Source organism: Pseudomonas sp. D4002 (genome assembly GCF_013385665.1).
Taxonomy (GTDB): Bacteria; Pseudomonadota; Gammaproteobacteria; order Pseudomonadales; family Pseudomonadaceae; genus Aquipseudomonas.
The window spans coordinates 53,193-78,374 of record NZ_JACAPN010000025.1 but is presented as its reverse complement, the minus strand read 5'-3'; the positions used below and the strand labels follow the sequence as shown (position 1 = coordinate 78,374).

Below are 25,182 nucleotides of genomic sequence, written 5' to 3'. Positions count from 1 at the left end.
TGTCTGGCGGTTGGCCGACGGCATTGCAGCCTCGGCACTGAAAAGCCGTTATCATAGCGGCCTGTTTGCCTACCTTGCCATGGACACCATGACCGAGAACGACTATCTGATCGCTTGGGGCCTCTACGCCTTCGCAGCCCTGGGTTGCCTGTTGGTGTGGTTTGCCATGACCCGCTGGATGTGGCGCTGGCTGCGCGAGCCGCTGCGGTTGCTGGTGGCGGTGCTGCTGTTCAGCCCGACCATCGTCGACCCGGTGAAGACCCAGTTCGCCCCGGCCGTGGCCATCACCGCCCTGGACCTGGTGCTCAAGGTCGGCAACAACGCCTGGCGGGCGATCTCCGATCTGTTCATGTATTGCATGATCGCGTTCGGCGTGTACCTGGTGTTCGTGCTGATCCGCTGGCCCATCGAGCGTGCCGCCAGGGTTCGTCGTGAGCAGAAGGCCGCCGCTGCGGCAGCCGCTGCCGCCGAGCCGGAGGATGACGACGAACCCTTCGCCGATGAGCGTTACGGTCGCCCGGCACCTGTCAGCGGTATGCGGGTCGAACCGCGCCTTTAACGTTGTACGCCCTGTATCGAGAAGCCTGGCATGTGTGAATTATTGGGCATGAGTGCCAACGTACCGACCGATATCGTCTTCAGCTTCACCGGGCTGATGCAGCGCGGCGGACGTACCGGGCCCCACCGCGACGGTTGGGGCATCGCCTTCTACGAGGGCCGTGGCCTGCGGTTGTTCCAGGACCCGGCGGCCAGCAGCGAATCGGAAGTCGCGCTGCTGGTGCAGCGTTATCCCATCAAGAGTGAAGTGGTGATTGGCCATATCCGCCAGGCCAATGTGGGCAAGGTGTGCCTGTCCAATACCCATCCGTTCGTCCGTGAACTGTGGGGCCGTAACTGGTGCTTTGCCCATAACGGTCAACTGGCGGACTTCAACCCCCGCGCCACGTTCTACCGCCCGGTGGGCGATACCGACAGCGAAGCGGCGTTCTGCGATTTGCTCAACCGAGTCCGTGAAGCGTTCCCGGAACCGGTGGACATCGAACAGGTGCTGCCGGACCTGATCGCCGCCTGCAGCGAATACCGCAGCAAGGGCGTGTTCAACTGCCTGCTCAGCGACGGTGACTGGCTGTTCTGCTATTGCTCGACCAAGCTGGCACAGATCACCCGGCGTGCGCCATTTGGCCCCGCACGGTTGAAAGATGTCGACGTGATCGTCGATTTTCAGGCCGAAACCACCCCCAATGACGTGGTGACGGTAATTGCCACCGAACCCCTGACCGAAAACGAGACCTGGACCCGCTACGAACCGGGCCAGTGGAGCCTGTGGCGACGCGGCGAATGTGTCAGCCAAGGTAAAACGGAATAAGGACGTCGAATATGTTGCTCAGCTATTTGCGACTGGTGTTGTTTGCCGTGGGTCTGTTGGTCGGTGTGCAGGTGCCGGGGTTTATCAGCGACTACGCCAAGCGCGTCGAAGCCCACTTGATCGAAGCCCAGACCGGCTTGCGCGGCTTCGATGCCACGGCGCAACAGTTCTTCAACGGTGACTTGCAGGCGCTGGTGGCCCATTACCGTGCCAGTGACGACCCGGTGTTTCGCAGCGATGCCAACAGCCTGGGCACCTTGCTCGACCGCCAGGCAGCGCTGGATAAGCAGTTCCAGGCGATGCAGGGCCCGTGGTACATCCGCGCGCTGCAAGTGGCGGTGGCCGCCGACCCGGCGATTCGCCAGGAAACCTGGAACGGCTACAGCTACATGCTGTTGCTGACCCCGGAAGCCATGGGCTGGGGCCTGGGCGGGGCGATGCTGTTGTCGTTCGGCATCGAGTGCCTGTTCCGCCTGATCGACTGGGTGGTGTTGGGCGGCAAGCGCCTGCGCCAGAGCCGACCGATTGAAGAGCGGGACCTCAAGGGGCTTTAAAGGCTGACGCGGTCAAATTGTGGGAGCGGGCTTGCTCGCGAATGCGGTGCGTCAGTGACATATGGGGTGGCTGGCACACCGCATTCGCGCGCAAGCCCGCTCCCACAGTTTTAAATCGGTTCCTTCAGTGGCATGGGTTTGCTCAACACCATCAAGTCCTCGCCCACCTTCTGCGCATACTGCTGCACCACGCTCTGGCACAGCGCCACAATCTCCTCCACCAACTCCACGCCCACTCGCCACGACACCACCACCTGCAGGTTCGGCGGCCGTTGTTCCATGGGCAGCATGGTCAATTCACCTCGTGCCAGCTCTTCACTGACCAATACGGGCGGGAACGCACCAATCCCGAACCCGTCCCGCAGCAGGCGGGTGATCGCTGACACCGAGTTCACACAGTTCATCCGTGGGGCGGATACGCCGTTAGCCTGCATCAGGCTGAGCACGTCCTGGTGCGGACAGGAGTTTTTCGAGTAGGTGATGATGCGCTCCTGGGCCAGTTCGGCGAGGGACGCGTAGTCGCGGTTGTAGATCGAGTGGCTGGCGACGATCCAGCCCATGGGGTGGCTGGCCAGTTCCAGGCTGCGCAAGGTTTCCTGGCGCAGCAGGTCGGTTTGCAGGATCAGGTCGAGAAAGCCTTTTTGCAACTGATCGCTGAGGTTCAGCGCGGTATCGGCGACCAACTCGATTTCTACCCGCGGAAAGTTGTCCGTCAGTTCTGCCACCAGCGCGCTCAGCCAGGTGTGGATCACCGTGTCCATCACTCCGATGCGGATACGCCCGACCTTGCTGCTGGTGGTTTCCAGGGACTGCTTGAGCCCTTGCATGGTCGCCATCATCTGCTCGGCATAATCGAGCACCTTCAAGCCTTCCGGCGTCAGGCTCACACCTCGGGAGTCGCGCAGGAACAGCTTCACCCCCAACTCGCTTTCCAGCACGGCGATGCGGCTGGAGATCGAGGCCTGGGTGGTGAACAGCTTCTCTGCCGTGAGGCGAAAGCTCTTGAGCTTGGCCACCCAGACGAAGGTTTCGAGGAACTTCAAATTCATGGGATCAACTTTTCTTATGCATGGATTGTTTTTTATTAGTTGGACGCAGCGTGCCGCAACCGCCAAAAATCGAGCTGTCTCACGATAAGCGTCGTTGGGGCTCGGGACAACATCGTTGCGAGATCTTGGTAAAAGATCCCACACTACAAAAAAATAAAGCCTACAGGAGCCCTACCGTGAGCCGCCTGCTATTGAACTGCGACATCGGCGAAAGCTTTGGCAACTGGACCTTGGGTCTGGACGCCGAAGTCATGCCGTTCATTGATTGCGCCAACGTAGCCTGCGGTTTCCACGCCGGCGACCCGAGCATCATGCGCAAGACCGTCAGCCTGGCCTTCGAGCATGGCGTGCAGGTGGGCGCGCACCCGGCGTACCAGGACCTGCAGGGTTTCGGTCGCCGCTCCATGGCCTACACCCCGCAGGAAATCCAGGACCTGTTGCACTACCAGGTCGGCGCCCTCGACGGTATTTGCCGGGCCCAGGGCGGGCGGGTCAGCTACGTCAAACCCCATGGCGCGATGTACAACGACATGATGGCCAAGCCTGCGCAATTGCGTGCGGTGATCCAGGCCGTGGCGGCCTACGACGCCAGCCTGCCATTGATGCTGATGGCCACCCGCGACAACAGCGCCGCCCAGGCCCTGGGTGACGAATATGGCGTGACCCTGTGGTTCGAAGCCTTTGCCGACCGTGCCTACGACAGCGCCGGCCATCTGGTTTCCCGCCAGTTGCCGGGCGCGGTGCATCATGACCCGGAAAAGATCATCCAGCAGGCCTTGATCATCGCCCGGGGAGACCAGTTGGTCGCCAGTGATGGCAGTCCGTTGCACCTGCAAGCCAATACCTTGTGCGTGCATGGCGATAACACCAGCTCAGTGGCTGCCGTGCAGCGCATCCGCGAGGCGTTGACCCCAGCATGAAGCCACGGATTGAAGTGGTGGCCATCGACTGCCTGATGGTGCGCCTGTTTGAGGTGATCGCCGAAGACAACATGCCCTGGATGCTCGCCGCCACCCGCCGTTTGCGCGAAGGTTTTGGCCCGGCGCTGGTGGACCTGGTGCCGTCCTACACGACCCTGATGGTGCACTACGACCTGCTGGCGCTGGACCCTGGCCAGGCACGGGCGTTGATCGACCAGGCGCTCAAGGAATTGCAGCCCGAACCCAAGGGCAGCGGGCGATGCCATGTGTTGCCGGTCTGGTATGACCTGAGTGTCGGCCCGGAGTTGGCGTTGCTGGCGCAGCGCAGTGGCCTGGCAGTGGAGGAGGTGATTCGCCGTCACAGCCAGCATGAGTACCAGGTATTCGCCTTGGGCTTCGCCCCGGGGTTTGCCTTTATGGGGCTGGTGGATGAACAGCTCGCGACACCGCGGCTCAACACCCCGCGCAAGCGGGTGGCGGCGGGCAGCGTGGGCATCGCCGAGCGGCAGACGGCGGCTTATCCGGTGGTCTCGCCAGGTGGCTGGAACCTGATTGGCCGCACGCCGGCCAAGCTGTTTGACCGTGAACGCGAGGGCTACAGCCTGATGCAGCCGGGGGATACCGTGCGTTACGAAGCGGTCAGCCATCGCGAATTCATCAACCTGGGTGGCGATGACACACCGTTGGAGGCCCAGGCATGAGCCGCTTGTTGATCGAGGCCAGCACGCCGCTGTGCCTGTTGCAGGACGCCGGACGTTTTGGCGTCAGGCATTTGGGCGTGACCCAGGGCGGCGCGCTGGATTGGGTGTCGATGTCGTGGGCCAATTGGTTGCTGGGCAATGCCCTGGATGCGCCGGTGGTGGAAATCACCTTGGGTGGCTTCACCGTGCAGGCCGAGGCCTATTGCCTGCTGGCGCTGGCCGGGGCGGACTTGGGCGCGTATGTCGACGAGCGCGCGATCAGCCCGGGGCGCAGCTTTATTCTGCAAAAGGGCCAGCGCTTGCGTTTTACCCAGCCTTTCAGCGGTGCGCGGGCTTACCTGGCAGCGCCGGGCGGGTTTGATGCGCCGCAGGTGCTGGGCAGCTGCGCCACGGTGGGACGTGAAGAACTGGGCGGGCTGGATGGCTTTGGCCGGTCACTGGCCGAAGGTGCGCAATTGACCTATTCGGGCGTGGGCGGTGCGATGCAGGTGTTGTCCGCCGGGCAATTGTCGAAGCTGGATTCCAAGGCGCCACTGGAGGTGATCCTCGGGGCGCAGATCGGCCAGTTTGGCGGGCAGAGTCTGTTTGATGTGTTCAACAGCGAGTGGACCCTCGACAGCCGTGCCGACCGCATGGGCATGCGCTTGCTTGGCACGCCGCTGGAGTATCAGGGGCCGTCGCTGATCTCGGAAGGCATCCCGCTGGGGGCGATCCAGGTGCCGCCGGACGGGCAGCCGATTGTGTTGCTCAATGACCGGCAGACCATTGGCGGCTACCCACGATTGGGCGCGTTGACGCCATTGGCGTTGGCGCGGCTGGCGCAGTGCTTGCCGGGGGAGAAGGTGAGGTTGGCGCCGGTGGTGCAGGAAACGGCGCATCGCCAGCAAGTGGAGTATTTGCAGTACCTTGCCAGAAACTAAAGATCGCCGCAGGACAAAATGTGGGAGCGGGCTTGCTCGCGAAGGCGGTGTATCAGCCAATATATTCGGTGACTGACACTGCGCTTTCGCGAGCAAGCCCGCTCCCACATTTGATGGTGGTTGTCTGGGGAACAGGTTACTTCGACAAAAAGCGCATCCCTTCCTCAAGCCCGCGCAACGTCAACGGAAACATCTGGTCCTCGATCAAATCCCGGACAATCCCGGTGGACGCCGTATAGCCCCAGGTATCTTTCGGGTACGGATTAATCCAGATCAGCTTCTTGTACTTCTCCATGAACCGCTGCATCCACACATACCCGGGCTCTTCGTTCCAGTGCTCGACGCTGCCGCCGGCCTGGGTGATTTCATACGGCGCCATGGCCGCATCACCAATAAAGATCACTTTGTAGTCGGCGCCGTACTTGTGCAGCAAATCCTGGGTCGAGGTGCGTTCCGAGCCCCGGCGCATGTTGTTCTTCCACACCGATTCATAAATGAAGTTGTGGAAGTAGAAATACTCCAGGTGCTTGAACTCGGTCTTGCACGCCGAGAACAACTCTTCGCAAGTCTTCACATGGGCATCCATCGAGCCGCCGATGTCGAACAGCAGCAACAGCTTGATGGTGTTGCGCCGCTCCGGGCGCATCTGGATATTCAGCAGCCCGGCATCGCGGGCCGTATGGTCGATGGTGCCGTCAATGTCGAGCTCTTCCGCCGCACCCTGGCGTGCGAACTTGCGTAGGCGGCGCAGGGCGATCTTGATGTTGCGCGTGCCCAGTTCCACCGAATCATCGAGGTTCTTGTACTCGCGCTGGTCCCAGACCTTGACCGCCTTGCCCTGGCGCTTGCCGGCATCCCCCACGCGAATGCCTTCGGGGTTGAAGCCGCCGGAGCCGAAGGGGCTGGTACCGCCGGTGCCGATCCACTTGTTGCCGCCGGCGTGGCGTTCCTTCTGTTCTTCCAGACGTTTCTTGAATTCTTCGATGAGCTTGTCGAGCCCGCCGAGGGACTGGATCTGTGCGCGCTCTTCGTCGGTCAGCGAGCGTTCGAATTCCTTGCGCAGCCAGTCTTCGGGGATCAGCGCCTGCAGGTGATCGTCGAGTTTTTCCAGGCCGTTGAAGTAGGCGCCGAAGGCCCGGTCGAACTTGTCGAAATGCCGTTCGTCCTTCACCAGGATCGCCCGGGCCAGGTAGTAGAACTCGTCCATGTCGGCGAAGGTCACGCGCTGTTTCAGCGCGTTGATCAGGTCCAGCAGCTCACGCACCGACACCGGCACCTTGGCTGCACGCATTTCATTGAACAGGTTGAGCAGCATGGCAATCGCCCTTATCGGTTACCGCGACGGCTCATGAACGCCAGGCGTTCCAGCAACTGCACGTCCTGCTCGTTCTTCACCAGGGCACCGGCCAGGGGCGGGATGGCCTTGGTGGGGTCGCGCTCGCGCAGCACCGCTTCGCCGATGTTGTCGGCCATCAGCAGTTTCAGCCAGTCCACCAGTTCGGAGGTGGACGGTTTTTTCTTCAGGCCCGGTACTTTGCGCACGTCAAAGAATACGTCGAGGGCTTCGCTGACCAGGTCTTTCTTGATGTCCGGGTAGTGCACGTCGACGATCTTTTGCAGGGTGGTGCGGTCCGGGAAGGCGATGTAGTGGAAGAAGCAGCGGCGCAGGAACGCGTCCGGCAGCTCTTTTTCGTTGTTGGAGGTAATGATGATGATCGGGCGCTTCTTGGCCTTGATGGTCTCGTCGATTTCGTAGACGTAGAACTCCATCTTGTCGAGTTCTTGCAGCAGGTCGTTGGGGAACTCGATGTCGGCCTTGTCGATTTCGTCGATCAGCAGGATGACCCGCTCCTCGGACTCGAAGGCTTCCCAGAGCTTGCCCTTTTTCAGGTAGTTGCGTACGTCGTGCACCTTGTCCACGCCCAGCTGCGAGTCCCGCAGGCGGCTCACCGCGTCGTACTCGTACAGGCCCTGGTGCGCCTTGGTGGTGGACTTGATGTGCCAGGTGATCAGCTTGGCGCCAAAGGATTCGGCCAGTTGCTCGGCGAGCATGGTCTTGCCGGTGCCCGGTTCGCCCTTGACCAGCAGTGGCCGCTCCAAGGTGATGGCGGCGTTGACGGCCAGTTTCAGGTCATCGGTGGCAACGTAGGCCTGGGTGCCTTCGAACTTCATCTATCAATCCTCGAACGTGACGCCGAACGGTGCAGGACCGAAGCGGGCGAGTAATCAGCTTGGCCCGACTATACCGCGCAGCCCCGGCGACTGTGAACGCAGACGGGCTATTCAGTCTCTGAATGGGCAGTCACGTTGAAGATCAATCTGTCGAGGGCTTGGGTTGTTCATAGCGGGCGTTGAAGGCCTGGACAAAACCATTGCGCAAAATCTGCAAAAACGCCTGGAACGCGCTGATATCTTGCTGGTGCACGTTGCCGCTCAGCTCCACGCGGGTGGCGAACTGGTTTTTCTGCTGGTTCTTCAGCACGGTTTCGCTGACGCCAACCACCGCTTCCCAGATCGACCGGAAGATGCCCTTGTCCTTGTTCTCGACATCCTGCTGCCAGTTGAACACTTCGACATTGCGCAGCAAAGGCTTGATGTAGCCGGTCAACTGGCCTTTTTCGGCCTGGGCTTCCACCACCAGGTCGCCGGTGCCGGCATTGAAATCGAACTTGCCGTAGGCCGAGGCGAAGTCATTCATGCGCTTGAGTTCGATATCCCGGGCCCGGAAGCGGAATTCGAAGTTTTCGAAATTGCTCAAGGGGTCGAACGTGGCGGTGGCTTCCAGCGGTGCCTGGCCCAGAAACAGCGCCTTGCCGTCGAAGCGCGCGTCTCGCTGGCCTTTGACATCCACCACGTTGGTCAGGTTGTAGAAGCTGGCGTTGACCTGGGTCGCGTACATATTGACCGGCGGTTTCGAACTGAAGTTATGGAACGCGATCTTGCCGTCGTTGATGCGCACCTCATTGAGGGTGATCGGCAACAGTTTGCTCAGTTGTGCCCGCCAGTCGGTGCCCTGACCGGTCTGGGACGCCTGTTTGTTGGTGCCGCCGTCGACGAAGTTCAGCTCCGGCTTGATGAACTGTGCCTCGGCCACCACTGCGTGGTCGTACCACAGCGAATGCCAGCTCACTGACAGGTCGATCACCGGCGCCTTGACGAACGGTACCGGCACCTTGCCGTCGACCTTGACGATCTGCAGGCCGTTGATCCGATAGGCGCCGCGCCACAGTGCGAGGTCGACATCGGTGACCTGGCCGCGGTAATCGCCCATGTCGGCGAGTTTGTCATTCAGGTAATTGCGCACCAGATAGGGCAGGGCGATATCCAGGACGACCAGCAGTACCACGACCCCGACGAGGGTCCAGAGCGGCCAACTGTAGCGACGTTTCATAGGAAAATTCTCCATCCGTGTAGGCGATTGACTGCTGGCGCCGCCGGACGTTCGCTTGACTGGACGCCTTGCAGCACGAGGCATACCCTTGGGGCCTTCCTGAAATTGCCTTAAGGACCCGTCATGAGCCGCATTTTTGCAGACAACGCGCACTCCATCGGTAACACGCCCCTGGTTCAGATCAACCGTATCGCGCCGCGTGGCGTGACTATCCTGGCCAAGATCGAAGGGCGTAACCCGGGGTATTCGGTGAAGTGCCGGATTGGCGCAAACATGATCTGGGATGCCGAAGGCAGCGGCAAACTCAAGCCGGGCATGACCATTGTCGAGCCGACTTCCGGCAACACCGGGATCGGCCTGGCATTTGTTGCCGCCGCCCGTGGTTACAAGCTGTTGCTGACCATGCCCGCCTCCATGAGCATCGAGCGCCGCAAGGTGCTCAAGGCCCTCGGCGCCGAACTGGTGTTGACCGAGCCGGCCAAGGGCATGAAGGGCGCGATTGAAAAAGCCGGCGAAATCCTTGCCAGCGACCCGGCCAAGTACTTTATGCCGGCCCAGTTCGAAAACCCGGCCAACCCGGCGATCCACGAGAAAACCACCGGTCCGGAAATCTGGAATGACACTGATGGCGCGGTGGACGTGCTGGTAGCGGGCGTGGGCACTGGCGGCACCATCACCGGGGTGTCGCGCTATATCAAGAACATCCAGGGCAAGCCGATCCTGTCGGTGGCGGTGGAGCCGATCAGTTCGCCGGTGATTACCCAGGCACTGGCCGGTGAAGAGATCAAGCCCAGCCCCCACAAGATCCAGGGTATCGGCGCCGGTTTTGTGCCGAAGAACCTCGACCTGTCGATGGTCGACCGGGTCGAACTGGTCAGCGACGAAGAATCCAAGGCCATGGCGTTGCGCCTGATGCAGGAGGAGGGGATTCTGTGTGGTATCTCCTGCGGCGCGGCGATGGCCGTGGCGGTGCGACTGGCAGAGAAGCCGGAAATGCAGGGCAAGACCATCGTCGTGGTGCTGCCGGACTCCGGTGAACGCTATCTGTCGAGCATGCTGTTCGCCGATTTGTTCACCGATCAGGAAAACCAGGCTTGATTCAAATCAGCGCGATGGCGTGGCCCTTATGCATAATTGGCCCGTTATCGCGCACCGCTAGATGCTGATTGTTGGAGTGCGCGGGTTTTTCCCGAGGCCCGGAGTGTTTATCATGGCCGGCTGCTACGTCTGGTTTCCCCTTAACGGGAGGCTAATGGCCAGACGCCTATTTCCAGGAGTTGCTGCATGACCTTTTCTTTGGCCGCCAAACTGTCGGTGTTGCTGCTGTTTATCGGCAGCACGCTGTATGTACATTTGCGTGGCAAGGCCCGTTTGCCGATGTTGCGTCAGTTCGTCAACCATTCAGCGCTGTTCGCCCCGTACAACGCCTTGATGTACATCTTCTCCGCCGTGCCGTCCAAGCCGTACCTGGACCGCAGCAAGTTCCCGGAGCTGGACGTGCTCAAGGACAACTGGGAAGTGATTCGCGAAGAGGCCATGCACCTGTTCGACGAGGGCTACATCCGCGCCGCGGAGAAGAACAACGACGCCGGTTTCGGCTCGTTCTTCAAGAAGGGCTGGAAGCGTTTCTACCTCAAGTGGTACGACAAACCGTTGCCGTCGGCTGAACTGCTGTGCCCGAAAACCGTGGCCCTGGTCAGCAGCATTCCCAACGTCAAGGGCGCGATGTTCGCCCTGTTGCCAGGTGGCAGCCACCTCAACCCGCACCGTGACCCGTTTGCCGGTTCCCTGCGTTATCACCTGGGGCTGTCCACGCCGAACTCCGACGACTGCCGTATTTTCGTCGACGGCCAGGTGTACGCCTGGCGCGACGGTGAAGATGTAATGTTCGACGAGACCTACGTGCACTGGGTGAAGAACGAAACCGAGCACACCCGGGTGATCCTGTTCTGCGACATCGAACGCCCGCTGAGCAACCGCCTGATGACCCGCATCAACCGTTGGGTCAGCGCGCAACTGGGGCGCGCCACCGCACCGCAGAACCTGGATGACGAACGCGTTGGCGGGATCAACCAGGCGTATGCCTGGAGCAAGCGCTTCAGCGACAGCTTCAGTGGCGTGGTCAAGCAGTGGAAGCGCAAGCATCCGAAGGCTTATCGCATCCTGCGGCCAGTGCTGGCGGTGGTGGTGCTGACGGCGCTGGGGTATTGGTTGTTTGGTTAAGGCGTTTGCAGGCTCGAAAAAACCGCTCCGATGAGCGGTTTTTTTATGCGCTGGATTTGTGCGGGCGAAGTTATTGCAAAGCATGTCCCCAGCTGGTTATAGTCGGCCGCAGGTGTTTCCAGACACCTTGTTCATCCCTCCATAAAAGATCAGCACATGCCAGCTTCCCTGCGCATAGCGGTAGTCGATTCAGCGGTCAACGCTGCGGTCGTGCCGTGCGGGAGCCAGCAGCCTGCGCAGATCAGTCACTACCCCCCACCTGTCAGTAGCACGCCGGTGTACGCAGTCGTATCACCGCCGGGTGTTGGCATTTCGGGCTGATCAGCTGATGGCTGTTCCCCTGTGCCCGCCTGAAAAAACCTACTGAATTTCAGCTGTTGCTGAGTTGGCTTTTTGCCTGATCACAGGTGGTATCCATGTCTGTTCTTTCGAAACAATCCGTGGCCGCGGCGGCCTCGACGAGCCTGTTTGTCTTGCTGTGGAGCAGCGGGGCGATTTTCTCCAAATGGGGCCTGGCCCACGCTTCACCCTTTGCGTTTCTGCTGATCCGTTTCGCCATCGCCCTGGCGGGGTTGGTGATACTGGTACCGATCCTCAAGCTGAAGTTGCCGCGTCCCGGCAAGCCGATGCTTTACGCGGCGGCTACCGGGCTGGTGCTGTTGGGGGCCTACCAGATTTTCTATCTGCTGGCCCTGGACCTCAAAGTCACGCCCGGCATGATGGCAACCATCATGGGCGTGCAGCCGATCCTGACCGTGGTGTTGATGGAGCGCCGGCGCTCCTGGAGCCGGATGTTCGGCCTCGCGCTGGGATTGGCGGGGTTGATCATGGTGGTGTACCAGGGCATCGGGATGTCCGGCATGTCCCTGGCAGGCATGCTTTTTGGCCTGTTGGCCCTGGCCAGCATGACCTTTGGTTCGATCATGCAGAAGCGCATCACCGATAACCCGTTGGGCACGTTGCCTGTGCAATACCTGGCCGGCTTGCTGTTGTGCTCGGTGTTTGTGCCGTTCCAGCCGTTCCACTTTGAACACAACACCGGCTTTTTCGTGCCGGTGCTGTGGATGGGGCTGGTGGTGTCGTTGCTGGCGACGCTGTTGCTGTACCGGCTGATTGCCCGGGGCAACCTGGTGAATGTCACCAGCTTGTTCTATCTGGTGCCCGCGGTGACGGCGGTGATGGACTACCTGATCTTCGGCAACAAGCTGGCAATGTTGAGCTTGCTGGGGATGGGCTTGATCATCGTCGGATTGGCTTTCGTGTTCCGTAAGGGCTGATAAACCCAATGCTGTAGGAGCCAAAAAGCTCCTACAGCTTGCTGGCCAATTTCCCCGGCCGAAGCACCAGCCACAACGCCCCCGCAATCAACAACCCGCCATACAGATGCGCCATGGACAACGGCTCATCCAGCAGCAACGCGCCCCACAACACCCCGAATGGCGGAATCATGAAGGTCACGGTCATCGACTTCACCGGGCCGATGGACGTCAGCAAGCGGAAGTACAGGATGTAGGCAAACGCTGTGCATACCAGCCCCAACCCCAGCAGCGACAACCATACAGGCCAGCCACCCCAGCTGACCGGTGGATGGCTGATGGCACTCCAGGCAAACAGCGGCAGCAGGAACAGCGTGGCCCCGAGCATGCTGCCCAGGGCCGCCAGGCGACTGTCCAGCCCGCCCTGTTGATCGAGCCAGCGGCGTGCCAAAAAGCCGGCAAAGCCATAGCAGGTGGTCGCCAACAGGCATGCCAGCGCACCCATCAGCAGTTCCATGTCGAAGGCCACCGGCCCGGCGCGGGTCAGGATGCCAACGCCGAACAGGCCCAGGCATACCCCGGCGATTTTCGACGGCGTGAGGCGCTCACTGAAGAACAACCCGCCAATCAGCACGCCCATCAGTGGCGTCGTGGCATTGAAGATCGCCGAGTAACCGGCCGGCAGCACTTGGGCCGCCACTGAATACATGGTCGCGGGAATGCCCGAGTTGATCACCCCGAGCAACAGGACCGTCTTGAACTTGCCCTGGAAATCCCAACTCACCCGCATCATGGCGAGGATCACCAGCAGGCCGGTGGCAGCAATCGACACCCGGAAAAACGCGGTAGGAAGGGTGCCGATTTCCGGCGCGATAATTCGCATGAACAAAAAACTCGCGCCCCAGATAGCGGCCAGCACCAACAGGTGCAGGGTGTCGACAGGTCTCACGGAGGAACTCCAGTTTGATAAGGGCGGAAGTGTTGCCCACCGACCTGTCTGACACAATCGCTAATACATGTTTTACAGCACGAAACGCGTCACCAAGCCATTGAGGTCCACCGCCAGCCGCGACAGTTCCTGGCTGGCCGCCGAGGTCTGGGTGGCACCGGCGGCGGTTTGCGTCGACAGGTCCCGGATGTTCACCAGGCTGCGGTCCACCTCACGAGCCACCAACGCTTGCTGCTCGGCGGCGCTGGCGATCACCAGGTTGCGCTGGCTGATCTGCGAGATCGCCGCCGTGATTTTCTCCAGTGCACTGCCGGCGCTGTTGGCCCGCTGCAAGGTCTGGCCAGCGTGTTCGGCGCTGCTGTTCAGGGCGCCGACGGTGTCCTGGGTGCCTTGCTGGATACCGTTGATCATCTGCTCGATTTCTTCGGTGGAGTCCTGGGTGCGTTGTGCCAGGGAGCGCACTTCGTCAGCCACCACGGCAAAACCACGACCGGCCTCGCCCGCGCGGGCCGCCTCAATCGCCGCGTTGAGTGCCAGCAGGTTGGTCTGCCCGGCAATCCCGCGAATCACTTCAAGCACCTTGCTGATGTCTTGGGCCTGCGCCGCCAGGCCCTCGGCCTTGGTCGAGGCACCGAGGACTTCGTCCACCAGGTTCTGGATCGAGCTGATGGTTTCGCTGATCTGGTAGTGACCGTGCTTGCTGTCTTCGTCGGAGGCCTTGGAGGCTTCGGCGCTGGAAACCGCATTGCCCGCCACTTCATCGACTGCCGCGCTCATCTGCGTCACGGCTGTGGCAGCCTGTTCGATCTCGTCGTTCTGCGCTTGCAGGCCGCGGGTGCTCTGCTCCATTACCGAACTCATCTCTTCCGCCGCCGAGGCCAACTGCTGCGACGATTCGCTGATGCCACGGATGGTTTCCTGCAGGTTGGCCTGCATGGTGGCCAGCGCGGTGAGCAGTTGCGCCGGCTCATCCTTGCCCTCCACGACGATCGGCCGGCTCAGATCGCCGGAGGCGATGGTGCGGGCCACTGTCAGTGCCTGGCCAATGGGCGCGGTGATGCTGCGGGTCAGCAGCCAGGCCAGCAACAAGGTGGCCAGCAGGGCGGTGATGATGATCAGGCCTACGATCCATTGGGCGCTGTAGTACATCTGCGCCGCCGACTCTGCGGCTTCCTGGACGCCTTTCTGGTTGAAGGTGATCAGGTCTTCCAGGCTCTTGTTGAGCACCAGGCCCTGGGGCGCGAGGCGGCTGTTGAGCAGGTCCATGGCCTGCTGCTGTTGATCCTGGTCCACCAGCTGAATCATCTGGCCCATGATGCTCATGTACGTCGATACGGTACTTTTCAGCTGGTTGAGCATCTCGGCGTCCTGCTCGTTGACCACCAGTGTTTCGTATTGCTTGAAGCTTTCCTGCAGGTCTGCCTGTTCCTTGCTGATCAGGCTCTTGCTGTTGTCGCGCACCCTGGATTCGTCGGTGGTCAACAGGCGCAGTGCTTCCAGGCGGATGCTGGCGATAAAGGCCGCGCTGTCGTGGACCGTCTCGATGCTCGGCATCCAGGAATCCTCAATCACGGTGGCGCTTTCCCGCAGCTTGGCCATTTGCCCCAAGCCAAACAGACCCACCACTACCAGCAAGCCGGCCAGTACCGCAAAGCTCAGACTGGCGCGCAGGCCGATCCCCATATTCCTCAATGACATCTCAATGCTCCTTTGGCGGTTAGAACCTGTTCCCGGATCGGTCTTCTGACCTTGTTAGGTGGGAGAGGGCGCGCTATATAGCAAAGTGCCACTAGCTAGGGTAGTCAGGGTTTCCCTTACGTTGGATCCAATGGTCAAGAAGCCACCAGTACCGGGGCAGTAGAGCAAAGACTCTTATTTACCCCGGCTCGCACAGGCAGGCCACGTCACACAAGGCCTGTAGATGAAACGTTTAATGCGGGGAGGGTGACGCGCGGGTTTTTTGTTGACCGGTTAGTCGAATTAAATAAAGAGTAAATAAATGTACGAAATGAACAATCTTGTACAAGTCTGAATGAAAAATGATCCTTCTCCTGTTCCCGCACACTGGCTAAGCTCAGCTCACTCCAAATGCCCGCAGAGGTTTCCCGAATGCCGCAGCCAACGCCCGCCCTCGACATTGCGCAGATGATCCTCGACGGCTTCGACGACTACCGCGAGCACTTCCGCCAGATCACCGACGGCGCCCGGGAGCGCTTTGAAAAGGCGCAGTGGCAGCAAGGGCAGGCGGCATCGGCTGCGCGCATCAATCTTTACGAAGAGAAGGTCAGCGAAGTCACGGCGCGGCTGCGGGCGGCTTTCGATGAAGCCGTGTTGCTCGACATTGCCGACTGGCCGCTGGTGAAAAGTGCCTACATCAGCCTGATCGACCTGCGGTTTGACGATGAGCTGTCCGAGACCTGGTACAACTCGACGTTTTGCGGGCTGTTCAGCCATGACCTGATCAGCGACGGCTGCATGTTCATCCATACCACCCGGCCCAGCCTGCGCCGCGCCCGGGCGGCGCAAACCCGCACCTACAAGCCGGGCGGCAAGCTGGCGGGCATGCTGGAGCAGATTTTCGCCGACTACAGCTTCAGCGAACCCTACGCCGACTTGCCCGCCGACCTGCGCCGCCTGGAGGCGCAATTGCGCGAAAACCTGCCGGACTGGGTGTGCAAGGACCCGGACCTCAACGTCGAACTGTTTTCCTCGGTGCTGTACCGCAACAAAGGCGCGTACCTCGTAGGGCGCATCTACACCCGCGACGAACAGTGGCCGCTGGTGATCCCGCTGCTGCATCGGGAAGGGCGCGGCATCCAGATCGACGCGCTGATCACCGACGAGGCCGATGTGTCGATCATCTTCTCGTTCACCCGCTCCTATTTCATGGTGGACGTGCCGGTGCCGGCGGAGTTTATCGGCTTCCTCAAGCGCATCCTGCCGGGCAAGCACATCGCCGAGTTGTACACCTCCATCGGCTTCTACAAACACGGCAAATCCGAATTCTACCGGGCGCTGATCAACCACCTTGCCACCACCGATGACCAGTTCATCATGGCGCCGGGCGTGCGCGGCATGGTCATGAGCGTGTTTACCCTGCCGGGCTTCAACACCGTGTTCAAGATCATCAAGGACCGCTTTTCACCGTCGAAAAACGTCAACCGCGCCACCGTGATCGAGAAGTACCGGTTGGTGAAAAGTGTCGACCGGGTAGGGCGCATGGCCGACACCCAGGAGTTCGCCGACTTCCGTTTTCCGTTGAGCAAATTCGAGCCTGAATGCCTGGCCGAACTGCTGGAAGTCGCCGCCGGTACCGTCGAGGTCGAAGGCGATACGGTACTGATCCGCCACTGCTGGACCGAGCGGCGCATGACCCCGCTGAACCTCTACCTGGAAAACGCCAACGAAGCCCAGGTGCGCGAAGCCCTGGAAGACTACGGCCTGGCGATCAAGCAACTGGCGGCGGCGAATATTTTCCCGGGCGACATGCTGCTGAAGAATTTTGGCGTCACCCGCCACGGTCGCGTGGTGTTCTACGACTATGACGAAATCTGTTTCCTGACCGAGGCCAACTTCCGCCACATCCCGGCGCCGCGTACCCCGGAAGATGAAATGGCCTCCGAGCCCTGGTATTCCATCGGTCCGCTGGACGTGTTTCCCGAGGAGTTCCCGCCATTCCTGTTTGCTGATTCCGCCCAGCGCCGCCTGTTCGACGAACTGCACGGCGAGTTGTACAACGCCGACTACTGGAAAGGCCTGCAAGAGGCGATTCGCGCCGGCAAGGTAATCGATGTGTTTCCTTACCGGCGCAAGGGCCTGGACAATGAATGAGGGGAGCGCGCGGCGGCGCTTTTCTGCGACAATCCGCCCCCTGCCTACATAGACGACCTTTGCGTACCTGATGACTGACCAAGCGCCCGCTATCGACCAACTGCTGAAAAACCTCGATCACGCCATGCTCGCCGACCGCCACCGCCTGCGGCGGCAGCTGCTTGAGCTGCGCAAGAAACCCGATGAGGAAAAACTTGCGCAGTGGGTGACGCGGATGCAGGCCTCCTGCGCCCAGGTGACAGCGCGGCGCGCCAGCCTGCCGGTGATTCGCTATGACGACAGCCTGCCGATCGCCGCCAAGCGTGACGAGATCAAGGAAGCGTTGCTCAAGCATCAGGTGCTGATCATTGCCGGTGAGACCGGTTCGGGTAAAACCACCCAGTTGCCGAAAATCTGCCTGGAAATCGGCCGCGGCCAATACGGCCTGATCGGCCACACCCAGCCGCGGCGGATTGCGGCGCGCAGCGTGGCGAGCCGGGTCGCGGAAGAGTTGGCGACGCCGCTGGGTTCCCTGGTGGGTTATCAGGTGCGGTTTGAAGACCAGAGTGATTCCAACACCCTGATCAAGCTGATGACCGACGGTATCCTGCTGGCCGAAACCCAGAACGACCGCTACCTCGAACGCTACGACACGATCATCGTCGACGAAGCCCACGAACGCAGCCTGAACATCGACTTCCTGCTGGGTTATCTGAAAACCCTGCTGCCGCGTCGCCCGGACCTCAAGGTCATCATCACCTCGGCCACCATCGACCTGGAGCGCTTTTCCAAGCACTTCGACGATGCGCCGATTGTCGAGGTGTCGGGCCGCACCTTCCCGGTGGAGACCTGGTACCGCCCGCTGACCCTGGAGCAGGACGAGGAGGGCAACCGCGTCGAGGACGACCTGACCGTCGACCAGGCGATTCTCGCCACTCTCGATGAGATCGCCGCCTTCGAGCGCAGCGAGCGCAAGAGCCCCGGCGATGTGCTGGTGTTCCTGCCCGGCGAGCGCGAGATTCGCGACGCTGCCGACATGCTGCGCAAGGCCCAGCTCAAGCACACTGAAATCCTGCCGCTGTATGCGCGCCTGTCGCCGGCGGAGCAGCAGCGGATCTTCCAGTCGCACCCGGGCCGGCGTGTGGTGCTGGCGACCAACGTCGCGGAAACCTCGCTGACCGTGCCAGGCATTCGTTATGTGATCGATAGCGGCACCGCGCGCATCAGCCGCTACAGCTACCGGGCCAAGGTGCAGCGACTGCCGATCGAGGCGATTTCCCAGGCCAGTGCCAACCAGCGTAAAGGCCGGTGCGGGCGGGTCGAACCCGGTATCTGCGTGCGCTTGTACAGCGAAGAGGATTTTATCGGGCGCCCGGAATTTACCGACCCCGAGATTCTTCGCACAAACCTCGCGGCCGTAATCCTGCAGATGCTGCACCTGCGCCTGGGCGAGATCACCGATTTCCCGTTTATCGAGCCGCCGGACGGCAAGGCCATCAGCGACGGTTTCAACCTGCTGCAAGAGTTGTCCGCCGTTGACCGCAACAGCCAGCTGACACCGATGGGCCGCCAGTTGGCGCGTCTGCCGGTGGACCCACGCATGGGCCGCATGTTGCTGGAGGCAGCCAAGCTTGGCAGCCTGCAGGAAGTGCTGATCGTCGCCAGCGCCATGTCGATCCAGGACCCGCGCGAGCGTCCGCCGGAGCGCCAGCAAGCCGCCGACCAGGCTCACGCACAATGGAAGGACGCGGATTCGGACTTCGCCGGGTTGGTGAACCTGTGGCGGGGTTTTGAAGAGCAGCGCCAGGAATTGACCGCCAGCCCGCTGCGCAATTGGTGCCGCAAGAATTTCCTGAACTACCTGCGCCTGCGGGAGTGGCGTGACTCCCACCGCCAGTTGAGCCTGATCTGTCGCGACATGCAGTTGACCGTCAACAAAGAACCGGCGGACTTCCCGAAACTGCACAAGGCGGTGCTGTCCGGCCTGCTCAGCCAGATTGGCCAGAAGACCGAAGAGGGCGATTACCTCGGCGCGCGTCAGCGGCGTTTCTGGATTCACCCGTCGTCGGGTATTGGCAAGAAGCGTCCGCAATGGCTGATGACCGCCGAGCTGGTGGAAACCACCAAGCTGTACGCGCGGATGGTGGCCAAGATCGACGCCGACTGGATCGAGCCGTTGGCCGGGCACCTGATCAAGAAAAACCACTTCGAACCCCATTGGGAAAAGAAGCGCGGCCAGGTGGTGGCGTTTGAGCAGATCACCCTGTTCGGGTTGATCATCGTCGGGCGCCGGCCGGTGCATTACGGGCCGATTGATCCGGTGACGTCCCGCGAGCTGTTTATCCGCGAAGGCCTGGTGCGCGGCGAGATCCAGTCCCGGGCCCGCTGCCTGACGGCCAACCAGCAATTGCTGGAGCAGCTCGACGAACTGGAAGCCAAGGCCCGCCGGCGCGACATCCTGGCGGACGAAGAAACCCTGTACGCCTTCTACGACGCGCGCCTGCCGGCGGAGATTCACCAGACCGCGACCTTCGACAGTTGGTACAAGGTCAACAGCCAGAAAGACCCGCAGCTGTTGATCATGCGCGAAGAAGACGTGCTGGCCCGCGAGGCCAGTGAAGTCACCGCCGCCCATTACCCCGACACCTTGCACCTGGGCGACCTGGCCCTGGCCTTGAGTTATCACTTCGAACCCAACCATCCACGGGACGGTGTGACCCTGCGCGTGCCGGCGCCGCTGTTGCCGGCCTTGCCACCCGAGCGCCTGGAATGGCTGGTGCCGGGTGTGATCGAGGCCAAGTGCATTGCCCTGGTGCGCAACTTGCCCAAGGCCCTGCGCAAGAACTTCGTGCCGGTGCCGGATTTCGTCAAGGCGGCGTTGCAACGTATCGAGTTCGGCCAAGGCTCGTTGCCTCAGGCCTTGGGGCGCGAGCTGCTGCGCATGACCGGGGCACGGGTCAGCGATGAAGCCTGGGCCGAGGCTGCGCAGCAGGTGGAGAGCCACCTGAAGATGAACCTGGAAGTGGTCGACGGCCAGGGCAAGTTCCTCGGTGAAGGCCGCGACCTGGCCGAGTTGACCGCGCGTTTCGCCGAGGCCAGCCAAGCTGCGTTGGCGGTGCCGCAGACTGCGAAGAGCCAGCAGCCGGTGGAGGCCAAGGTGTTCGCGGCGGTGGCCGAGAAAACCCAGCAAAACATAGCCGGGCTTTCGATGACGGTGTATCCGGCCTTGGTCGAAGAAAACGGCACGGTCAAGGAAGGGCGTTTCTCTACCGCTGCCGAGGCTGAGTTCCAGCACCGTCGAGCCTTGCAGCGCCTGCTGCTGCAACAACTGGCCGAGCCGGCAAAGTTCCTGCGGGGCAAATTGCCGGGCCTGACCGAGTTGGGGTTGATGTACCGCGAGCTGGGGCGTATCGAAGCCCTGGTGGAAGACATTCTGTTGGCCAGCCTCGACAGTTGCGTGCTGGAAGGCGAAGCCAGCCTGCCGCGGGACGGCGCCGGCCTGGCCGCCCTGGCCGAGCGCAAGCGTGGCAGTTGGACCGAGCACGCCGAGCGCCAGGCGCGCCTGACCCTCGAAATTTTGAAACTGTGGCATGGCCTGCAAAAACGCTTCAAGGGCAAGATTGACCTGGCCCAGGCGGTGGCGCTGAATGATATCAAGCAGCAACTGAGCAATCTGGTGTACCCCGGCTTCGTACGGGAGACCCCGGCGCAATGGTTCAAGGAACTGCCGCGCTTCCTCAAGGCCATCGAGCTGCGCCTGGAGAAATTGCCAAGCCAGGTGCAGAAGGACCGGGTCTGGAGTACCGAGTTGGGCGGTTTGTGGAGCCAGTATCAGAACCGCCTGAACAAACACGCCCAGGAAGGCAAGCGCGACCCTCAGCTGGAGCTGTATCGCTGGTGGCTGGAGGAATACCGGGTTTCGCTGTTTGCCCAGCAGTTGGGCACCAAGGTACCGATTTCCGACAAGCGCCTGAGCAAGCAATGGAGCCTGGTCGAAGCGTGACCGACGTGCGGCAAGCAACGGTGGCGAGCGAGCTTGCTCGCGCTGGGCTGCGAAGCAGCCCCATAAGGTCTCTCTGAAACACCCGGGTCACTTTATTGGGGCCGCTTCGCGATCCAGCGCGAGCAAGCTCGCTCGCCACAGGGAAGGTGTTTGCGCGGGATAGGCGCCAAGTGTCCGATGTTGTGGCAAACTTCGCGGTTATAAATGCCGGGATCGTCGAGTTGGGCTGGTGCAGCCGTGGCGCGATGGAATAAAGCGTTTCCAGTTTGAAGGCCGCTGGGCGGCATAAAACTACTTACGGTTTGGTACGACGGTACCAATACCCTTCTGCCTGAACAGATTTAGAGGAACGACCGTGCATAACGTCGTCATCAGCGGCACAGGCCTGTACACCCCGGCCAACAGCATCTCCAACGAAGAGCTGGTGCAGTCTTTCAATGCTTACGTGCAACAGTTCAACCTGGATAACGCCGCCGCCATTGAACGCGGTGACGTGGAGGCCCTGACCGAATCCAGCGCCGCCTTTATCGAGAAGGCCTCGGGCATCAAGAGCCGCTTTGTTATGGACAAGGCCGGCATTCTCGACCCGCAACGCATGGCGCCACGCCTGCCAGAGCGCTCCAACGACGAATGGTCGATCCTCTGCCAGATGGCCGTCAGTGCTGCCGAGCAAGCCTTGCAGCGCGCCGGCAAGACCGCCGCCGATATCGACGGTGTGATCGTCGCCTGTTCCAACCTGCAGCGGGCGTACCCGGCGATTGCCATCGAAGTCCAGGAAGCGCTGGGTATCCAGGGTTTTGGCTTTGACATGAACGTGGCGTGTTCCTCGGCGACCTTCGGTATCCAGAACGCCGCCAACAGCATCCAGCTGGGCCAGGCGCGGGCGATCCTGATGGTCAACCCGGAGATCTGCACCGGCCACCTGAATTTCCGCGACCGCGACAGCCATTTCATCTTTGGCGATGCGGCCACCGCCGTGATCCTGGAGCGGGCCGACCTGGCCACTTCCGAGCATCAGTTCGACGTGGTGAGCACCAAGTTGCTGACCAAGTTCTCCAACAACATCCGCAATAACTTCGGCTTCCTCAACCGCGCGGCGGAAGAGGGGATTGGTGCCCCGGACAAGCTGTTCGTGCAGGAAGGCCGCAAGGTCTTCCGTGATGTCTGCCCGATGGTCGCCGAGTTGATCGGCAAGCACCTGTCGGAAAACCAGCTGAATGTTGGCGATGTGAAGCGTTTCTGGCTGCACCAGGCCAACCTCAGCATGAATCATCTGATCGTGAAGAAACTGCTGGGCCGCGAGGCTTCTGTGGAAGAGGCGCCGGTGATCCTCGATACTTACGCCAACACCAGTTCGGCGGGTTCGGTGATTGCGTTCCACACCTACCAGGACGACTTGCCCAAGGGCGCTGTGGCTGTGCTTAGCTCGTTTGGCGCAGGGTATTCGATTGGTAGCGTGATCCTGCGCAAACGCTGATCATGTTTTGAAATCGAGGTCTTGAATGGCAGCAGCGGACGACGCGCACCTGCTTGAACGATTGCTCAAGGGTGAGCAGCGGGCCTACAAGGAGTTGGTCACCACCTACCAGAGCGCGATGCGTGCCGTGGCCTATGCCATCGTTGGCCAGCGCCATGCCGATGAGGTGGTGCAGGACGCCTGGCTCTCGGTGGTGCGCAACCTGGCGAAGTTCGAGGGGCGTTCCAGCCTCAAGACCTGGCTGCTGACCATTACTGCCAACTCGGCAAAGGGCCGCTACAAGCAAAACCGCCGGGAAGTACTGCTCGATGACTTGCCGGCGCCCCATGGCACCATCGGTGATGATCGCTTTGTGCCCGACGATGGCCACTGGGCGGTCGCGCCGTTTGCCTGGCATCAGGACACTCCCGAAGCGCTGCTTACCGAAGACGAACTGCGTAATTGCCTGGAGCACACGCTGGCCAGTCTTTCCGAGCTGCAAAGCAGCGTACTGCTGCTGCGTGAGCGCCAGGGGCTGGAGTTGGAGGAGATTTGTAATCTTCTGACGCTATCGCTCTCCAATGTTCGTGTGCTGTTGCATCGAGCACGGCTTAAAGTCTTCGCCACGGTGGAGCATTTTGAGGAAACCGGCGAATGTTGACCTGTAAGGAACAAGTGGCACGTTCCAGTGACTATCTCGATGGGCAACTGACCTTTCGCGAGCGCCTGCTGGTGCGCCATCACCTGATGTTCTGCCCCAACTGCCGGCGCTTTATCCGGCAGATGCGCTTGATGCAGGCGACGCTGAAGATCCTGCCCGAGCCGCCTATCGCCGATGTTGATGCGTTGGCCGAACGCCTGGCCGCCGAGCGCTCCCGCGACCAATAATATCCATCACTTTTCACACTGAAACGACGCCCGCATCGACAAAAGATGCGGGCTTTTTTTTGCTCAAAAAACAACCAAGATGAAAAATATTTCATTTTTCTCGGGTGTTTTTACATTTTGTATCATCTGCCATTTTTACCAGTTTTCAGGGCTGGAGCCTTGATTTCCGTAGGCTCTGGCTTATTTCGAATGGCTATTAAAAAGTTCCCGAGTAACAAAATCTTTATGTTCCGGCAACCCGGCTGAAATATCCCCTCGCCAAGATCGCCCCCCAACACCAGCGGCTCTAAACCGCGTGTTTTACCAATGCACAAGACCATCAATTAGGGGAATTCTTCGATGATCCGCAAGCACTTCGCCGGTTTCGCGGCCAGCGCCTTGGCCCTGGCCGTTACCGCCCAGGCTTTCGCCGGTACTGTCACTACTGACGGTGCCGATATCGTTGTCAAAACCAAGGGCGGCCTTGAGGTTGCAACCACCGACCAGAATTTCAGCTTCAAGCTGGGTGGTCGTTTGCAGGCCGATTACGGCACGTTTGATGGCTTTTACACCAAGAATGGCAACTCGGCTGACGCCACATACTTCCGACGTGCCTACCTCGAATTGGGCGGCACGGTGTACAAGGACTGGAAATACCAGATCAACTACGACTTTTCCCACAACTCCGGCAATGCCGATGATGGCTACTTCGACGAAGCGTCCTTCTCGTACGTAGGCTTCAAGCCAGTGGTGATCCGCGCGGGTCGTTTCGACCAGGACTTCGGCCTGGAAAAAGCCACCAGTTCCAAATGGGTGACCGCCATCGAGCGTAACCTCGGTTATGAAGTCGCCGACTGGATCAACTCCCACGAGAACGGCATGGGCCTGCAGGTCAGCGCCGTGGTGGCTGACATGGCCTACCTGTCCTCCAGCGTGTCGTCCAAGGACATCAACGACAAGGACGGCAAAGGCGTGAAGCAGTTCAACGGCCGTGCCGTGTTTGCGCCGATGCACGACAGCGGCAACGTTTTGCACCTGGGTGTGGACGTGGCGGTGCGTGACCTGAAGGACACCTCGTTCGACTCGCGGATCCGTCCTCGCCTGGACGCTCGTGGCGTTGCCACCAACGGCGGTAACGATGCCGGGGCCAACGGCAACCGTGCGACCTTCGGCGGCGGTGTAGGGCTGGACTCCGGCAACCTGACCGCGAACGACGCCTACGACACCGACACGGTGTTCGGCGGCGAATTTGCCTTCGCCCGCGGTCCGCTGTCCCTGCAGGCCGAATACCTGAACCGCAAGATGAAGGCCGACAGCAGCGCTTATCAGGATGTGAAGGCCACGGGTTTCTACGGCCAGGTGGCCTACACGCTGACCGGCGAGTCCCGGGTCTACAAACTCGACGGCGCCAAGTTCGACACCATCAAGCCGCAGAACAAGCAGTTCGGTGCGTGGGAAGTGTTCTACCGCTACGACAACATCAGCGTTGACGACAAAAACGTGGTGCGTAACAGCGCGACCCGTGAAGTGGGTGACGCCAAGGCAAGCCTGAACACCATCGGTGTCAACTGGTACGCCAACGAAGCGGTGAAGGTGTCTGCCAACTACCTCAAGGTCAGCACTGACAAGATCCAGAACGCCAATGGCGACGACAGCGGCGACGCCATCGTGGCCCGCGTGCAATACGTGTTCTAGGCACCTGTAATACCGCTCCAAA

Annotated in this window: 21 protein-coding genes; 15 read left to right on the top strand and 6 right to left on the bottom strand. The window is 60.9% G+C overall.

The genetic code is table 11. The features are described from left to right. Positions 1 to 10 precede the first annotated feature (10 nt). From HX824_RS19475 to HX824_RS19465, 3 genes are read left to right on the top strand one after another with little or no spacing between them, the layout of a single operon-like run. The gene (locus tag HX824_RS19475; protein ID WP_003210682.1) at positions 11 to 559 is read left to right on the top strand and encodes a hypothetical protein; all 549 of its coding nucleotides are present in this window, start codon (positions 11 to 13) and stop codon (positions 557 to 559) included. A 30-nt stretch (positions 560 to 589) separates the two neighbouring features. After that, entirely contained in the window at positions 590 to 1,366 is a 777-nt protein-coding gene (locus HX824_RS19470) for a class II glutamine amidotransferase (RefSeq protein ID WP_003210683.1), read from the top strand. Between the two features lie 11 nt (positions 1,367 to 1,377). Continuing rightward, entirely contained in the window at positions 1,378 to 1,920 is a 543-nt protein-coding gene (locus HX824_RS19465; RefSeq protein ID WP_177040339.1) for a DUF2937 family protein, read from the top strand. 110 nt (positions 1,921 to 2,030) lie between these two features. Here the strand turns inward: HX824_RS19465 and HX824_RS19460 are convergent, their stop codons facing one another. Continuing rightward, positions 2,031 to 2,969 (bottom strand): LysR family transcriptional regulator, encoded by a 939-nt coding sequence (locus HX824_RS19460; RefSeq protein WP_008437943.1) that lies wholly within the window; start codon positions 2,967 to 2,969, stop codon positions 2,031 to 2,033. Between the two features lie 176 nt (positions 2,970 to 3,145). Here HX824_RS19460 and HX824_RS19455 point away from each other — a divergent pair, with 176 nt between their 5' ends. From HX824_RS19455 to HX824_RS19445, 3 genes are read left to right on the top strand one after another with little or no spacing between them, the layout of a single operon-like run. Then, entirely contained in the window at positions 3,146 to 3,889 is a 744-nt protein-coding gene (locus tag HX824_RS19455; RefSeq protein WP_177054949.1) for a 5-oxoprolinase subunit PxpA, read from the top strand. Then, on the top strand, positions 3,886 to 4,590 hold the full coding sequence (gene pxpB, locus HX824_RS19450; protein ID WP_177040340.1) for a 5-oxoprolinase subunit PxpB: 705 nt from the start codon (positions 3,886 to 3,888) through the stop codon (positions 4,588 to 4,590). Before HX824_RS19455 ends, pxpB begins: the two co-directional genes overlap by 4 nt. Further along, positions 4,587 to 5,510: a biotin-dependent carboxyltransferase family protein gene (locus HX824_RS19445; RefSeq protein WP_177019672.1), complete on the top strand. Its 924-nt coding sequence runs from the start codon at positions 4,587 to 4,589 to the stop codon at positions 5,508 to 5,510. The genes pxpB and HX824_RS19445 overlap by 4 nt, the downstream gene beginning before the upstream one ends. A 136-nt stretch (positions 5,511 to 5,646) precedes the next feature. Here the strand turns inward: HX824_RS19445 and HX824_RS19440 are convergent, their stop codons facing one another. The 3 genes from HX824_RS19440 to HX824_RS19430 all read right to left on the bottom strand — a co-directional run bounded on the left by HX824_RS19440 (position 5,647) and on the right by HX824_RS19430 (position 8,901). Further along, entirely contained in the window at positions 5,647 to 6,825 is a 1,179-nt protein-coding gene (locus HX824_RS19440) for a VWA domain-containing protein (RefSeq protein WP_003210689.1), read from the bottom strand. Between the two features lie 11 nt (positions 6,826 to 6,836). Beyond that, the gene (locus HX824_RS19435; protein WP_003210690.1) at positions 6,837 to 7,682 is read right to left on the bottom strand and encodes a MoxR family ATPase; all 846 of its coding nucleotides are present in this window, start codon (positions 7,680 to 7,682) and stop codon (positions 6,837 to 6,839) included. A gap of 142 nt (positions 7,683 to 7,824) precedes the next feature. Continuing rightward, the gene (locus tag HX824_RS19430) at positions 7,825 to 8,901 is read right to left on the bottom strand and encodes a DUF748 domain-containing protein (protein WP_134325912.1); all 1,077 of its coding nucleotides are present in this window, start codon (positions 8,899 to 8,901) and stop codon (positions 7,825 to 7,827) included. A 123-nt stretch (positions 8,902 to 9,024) separates the two neighbouring features. On the opposite strand from HX824_RS19430, the gene cysK reads away from it, so the two are divergent. From cysK to HX824_RS19415, 3 genes are all read left to right on the top strand, one after another. Next, positions 9,025 to 9,999 (top strand): cysteine synthase A, encoded by a 975-nt coding sequence (cysK, locus tag HX824_RS19425; RefSeq protein WP_010176514.1) that lies wholly within the window; start codon positions 9,025 to 9,027, stop codon positions 9,997 to 9,999. A 186-nt stretch (positions 10,000 to 10,185) separates the two neighbouring features. After that, positions 10,186 to 11,124: an aspartyl/asparaginyl beta-hydroxylase domain-containing protein gene (locus HX824_RS19420; protein ID WP_003210693.1), complete on the top strand. Its 939-nt coding sequence runs from the start codon at positions 10,186 to 10,188 to the stop codon at positions 11,122 to 11,124. Positions 11,125 to 11,540: 416 nt separating this feature from the next. Further along, on the top strand, positions 11,541 to 12,401 hold the full coding sequence (locus HX824_RS19415) for a DMT family transporter (RefSeq protein ID WP_023659095.1): 861 nt from the start codon (positions 11,541 to 11,543) through the stop codon (positions 12,399 to 12,401). A 31-nt stretch (positions 12,402 to 12,432) separates the two neighbouring features. On the opposite strand, the gene HX824_RS19410 is transcribed toward HX824_RS19415, so the two are convergent. Then, positions 12,433 to 13,329: a DMT family transporter gene (locus tag HX824_RS19410; protein WP_177022940.1), complete on the bottom strand. Its 897-nt coding sequence runs from the start codon at positions 13,327 to 13,329 to the stop codon at positions 12,433 to 12,435. Positions 13,330 to 13,401: 72 nt separating this feature from the next. Next, positions 13,402 to 15,012 (bottom strand): methyl-accepting chemotaxis protein, encoded by a 1,611-nt coding sequence (locus tag HX824_RS19405; protein WP_003210696.1) that lies wholly within the window; start codon positions 15,010 to 15,012, stop codon positions 13,402 to 13,404. Between the two features lie 426 nt (positions 15,013 to 15,438). On the opposite strand from HX824_RS19405, the gene aceK reads away from it, so the two are divergent. The 6 genes from aceK to HX824_RS19375 all read left to right on the top strand — a co-directional run bounded on the left by aceK (position 15,439) and on the right by HX824_RS19375 (position 25,160). Next, positions 15,439 to 17,160: a bifunctional isocitrate dehydrogenase kinase/phosphatase gene (gene aceK / locus HX824_RS19400; protein ID WP_087692561.1), complete on the top strand. Its 1,722-nt coding sequence runs from the start codon at positions 15,439 to 15,441 to the stop codon at positions 17,158 to 17,160. Positions 17,161 to 17,230: 70 nt separating this feature from the next. Continuing rightward, on the top strand, positions 17,231 to 21,142 hold the full coding sequence (gene hrpA, locus HX824_RS19395; protein WP_008437986.1) for an ATP-dependent RNA helicase HrpA: 3,912 nt from the start codon (positions 17,231 to 17,233) through the stop codon (positions 21,140 to 21,142). Positions 21,143 to 21,497: 355 nt separating this feature from the next. Beyond that, a complete protein-coding gene (locus HX824_RS19390; RefSeq protein ID WP_003210699.1) occupies positions 21,498 to 22,619 on the top strand; it encodes a beta-ketoacyl-ACP synthase III in 1,122 nt (373 codons plus the stop codon). Between the two features lie 25 nt (positions 22,620 to 22,644). Further along, entirely contained in the window at positions 22,645 to 23,259 is a 615-nt protein-coding gene (locus HX824_RS19385; protein WP_008437987.1) for an RNA polymerase sigma factor, read from the top strand. Further along, positions 23,253 to 23,486, top strand: a complete 234-nt coding sequence (locus HX824_RS19380) for an anti-sigma factor (RefSeq protein ID WP_003210701.1) — start codon at positions 23,253 to 23,255, stop codon at positions 23,484 to 23,486. The genes HX824_RS19385 and HX824_RS19380 overlap by 7 nt, the downstream gene beginning before the upstream one ends. 339 nt (positions 23,487 to 23,825) lie before the next feature. Then, entirely contained in the window at positions 23,826 to 25,160 is a 1,335-nt protein-coding gene (locus tag HX824_RS19375; RefSeq protein WP_003210703.1) for an OprO/OprP family phosphate-selective porin, read from the top strand. Positions 25,161 to 25,182: the final 22 nt, after the last annotated feature.

Bases quoted from the DNA above. Each gene is read 5' to 3' on its own strand.
- pxpB (WP_177040340.1), top strand. From the start codon at position 3,886: ATGAAGCCACGGATTGAAGTGGTGGCCATCGACTGCCTGATGGTGCGC.
- HX824_RS19465 (WP_177040339.1), top strand. From the start codon at position 1,378: ATGTTGCTCAGCTATTTGCGACTGGTGTTGTTTGCCGTGGGTCTGTTG.
- aceK (WP_087692561.1), top strand. From the start codon at position 15,439: ATGCCGCAGCCAACGCCCGCCCTCGACATTGCGCAGATGATCCTCGAC.
- HX824_RS19405 (WP_003210696.1), bottom strand. From the start codon at position 15,012: ATGGGGATCGGCCTGCGCGCCAGTCTGAGCTTTGCGGTACTGGCCGGC.
- HX824_RS19430 (WP_134325912.1), bottom strand. From the start codon at position 8,901: ATGAAACGTCGCTACAGTTGGCCGCTCTGGACCCTCGTCGGGGTCGTG.
- cysK (WP_010176514.1), top strand. From the start codon at position 9,025: ATGAGCCGCATTTTTGCAGACAACGCGCACTCCATCGGTAACACGCCC.
- HX824_RS19385 (WP_008437987.1), top strand. From the start codon at position 22,645: ATGGCAGCAGCGGACGACGCGCACCTGCTTGAACGATTGCTCAAGGGT.
- HX824_RS19460 (WP_008437943.1), bottom strand. From the start codon at position 2,969: ATGAATTTGAAGTTCCTCGAAACCTTCGTCTGGGTGGCCAAGCTCAAG.
- hrpA (WP_008437986.1), top strand. From the start codon at position 17,231: ATGACTGACCAAGCGCCCGCTATCGACCAACTGCTGAAAAACCTCGAT.
- HX824_RS19445 (WP_177019672.1), top strand. From the start codon at position 4,587: ATGAGCCGCTTGTTGATCGAGGCCAGCACGCCGCTGTGCCTGTTGCAG.
- HX824_RS19440 (WP_003210689.1), bottom strand. From the start codon at position 6,825: ATGCTGCTCAACCTGTTCAATGAAATGCGTGCAGCCAAGGTGCCGGTG.
- HX824_RS19435 (WP_003210690.1), bottom strand. From the start codon at position 7,682: ATGAAGTTCGAAGGCACCCAGGCCTACGTTGCCACCGATGACCTGAAA.
- HX824_RS19375 (WP_003210703.1), top strand. From the start codon at position 23,826: ATGATCCGCAAGCACTTCGCCGGTTTCGCGGCCAGCGCCTTGGCCCTG.
- HX824_RS19415 (WP_023659095.1), top strand. From the start codon at position 11,541: ATGTCTGTTCTTTCGAAACAATCCGTGGCCGCGGCGGCCTCGACGAGC.
- HX824_RS19420 (WP_003210693.1), top strand. From the start codon at position 10,186: ATGACCTTTTCTTTGGCCGCCAAACTGTCGGTGTTGCTGCTGTTTATC.
- HX824_RS19470 (WP_003210683.1), top strand. From the start codon at position 590: ATGTGTGAATTATTGGGCATGAGTGCCAACGTACCGACCGATATCGTC.
- HX824_RS19380 (WP_003210701.1), top strand. From the start codon at position 23,253: ATGTTGACCTGTAAGGAACAAGTGGCACGTTCCAGTGACTATCTCGAT.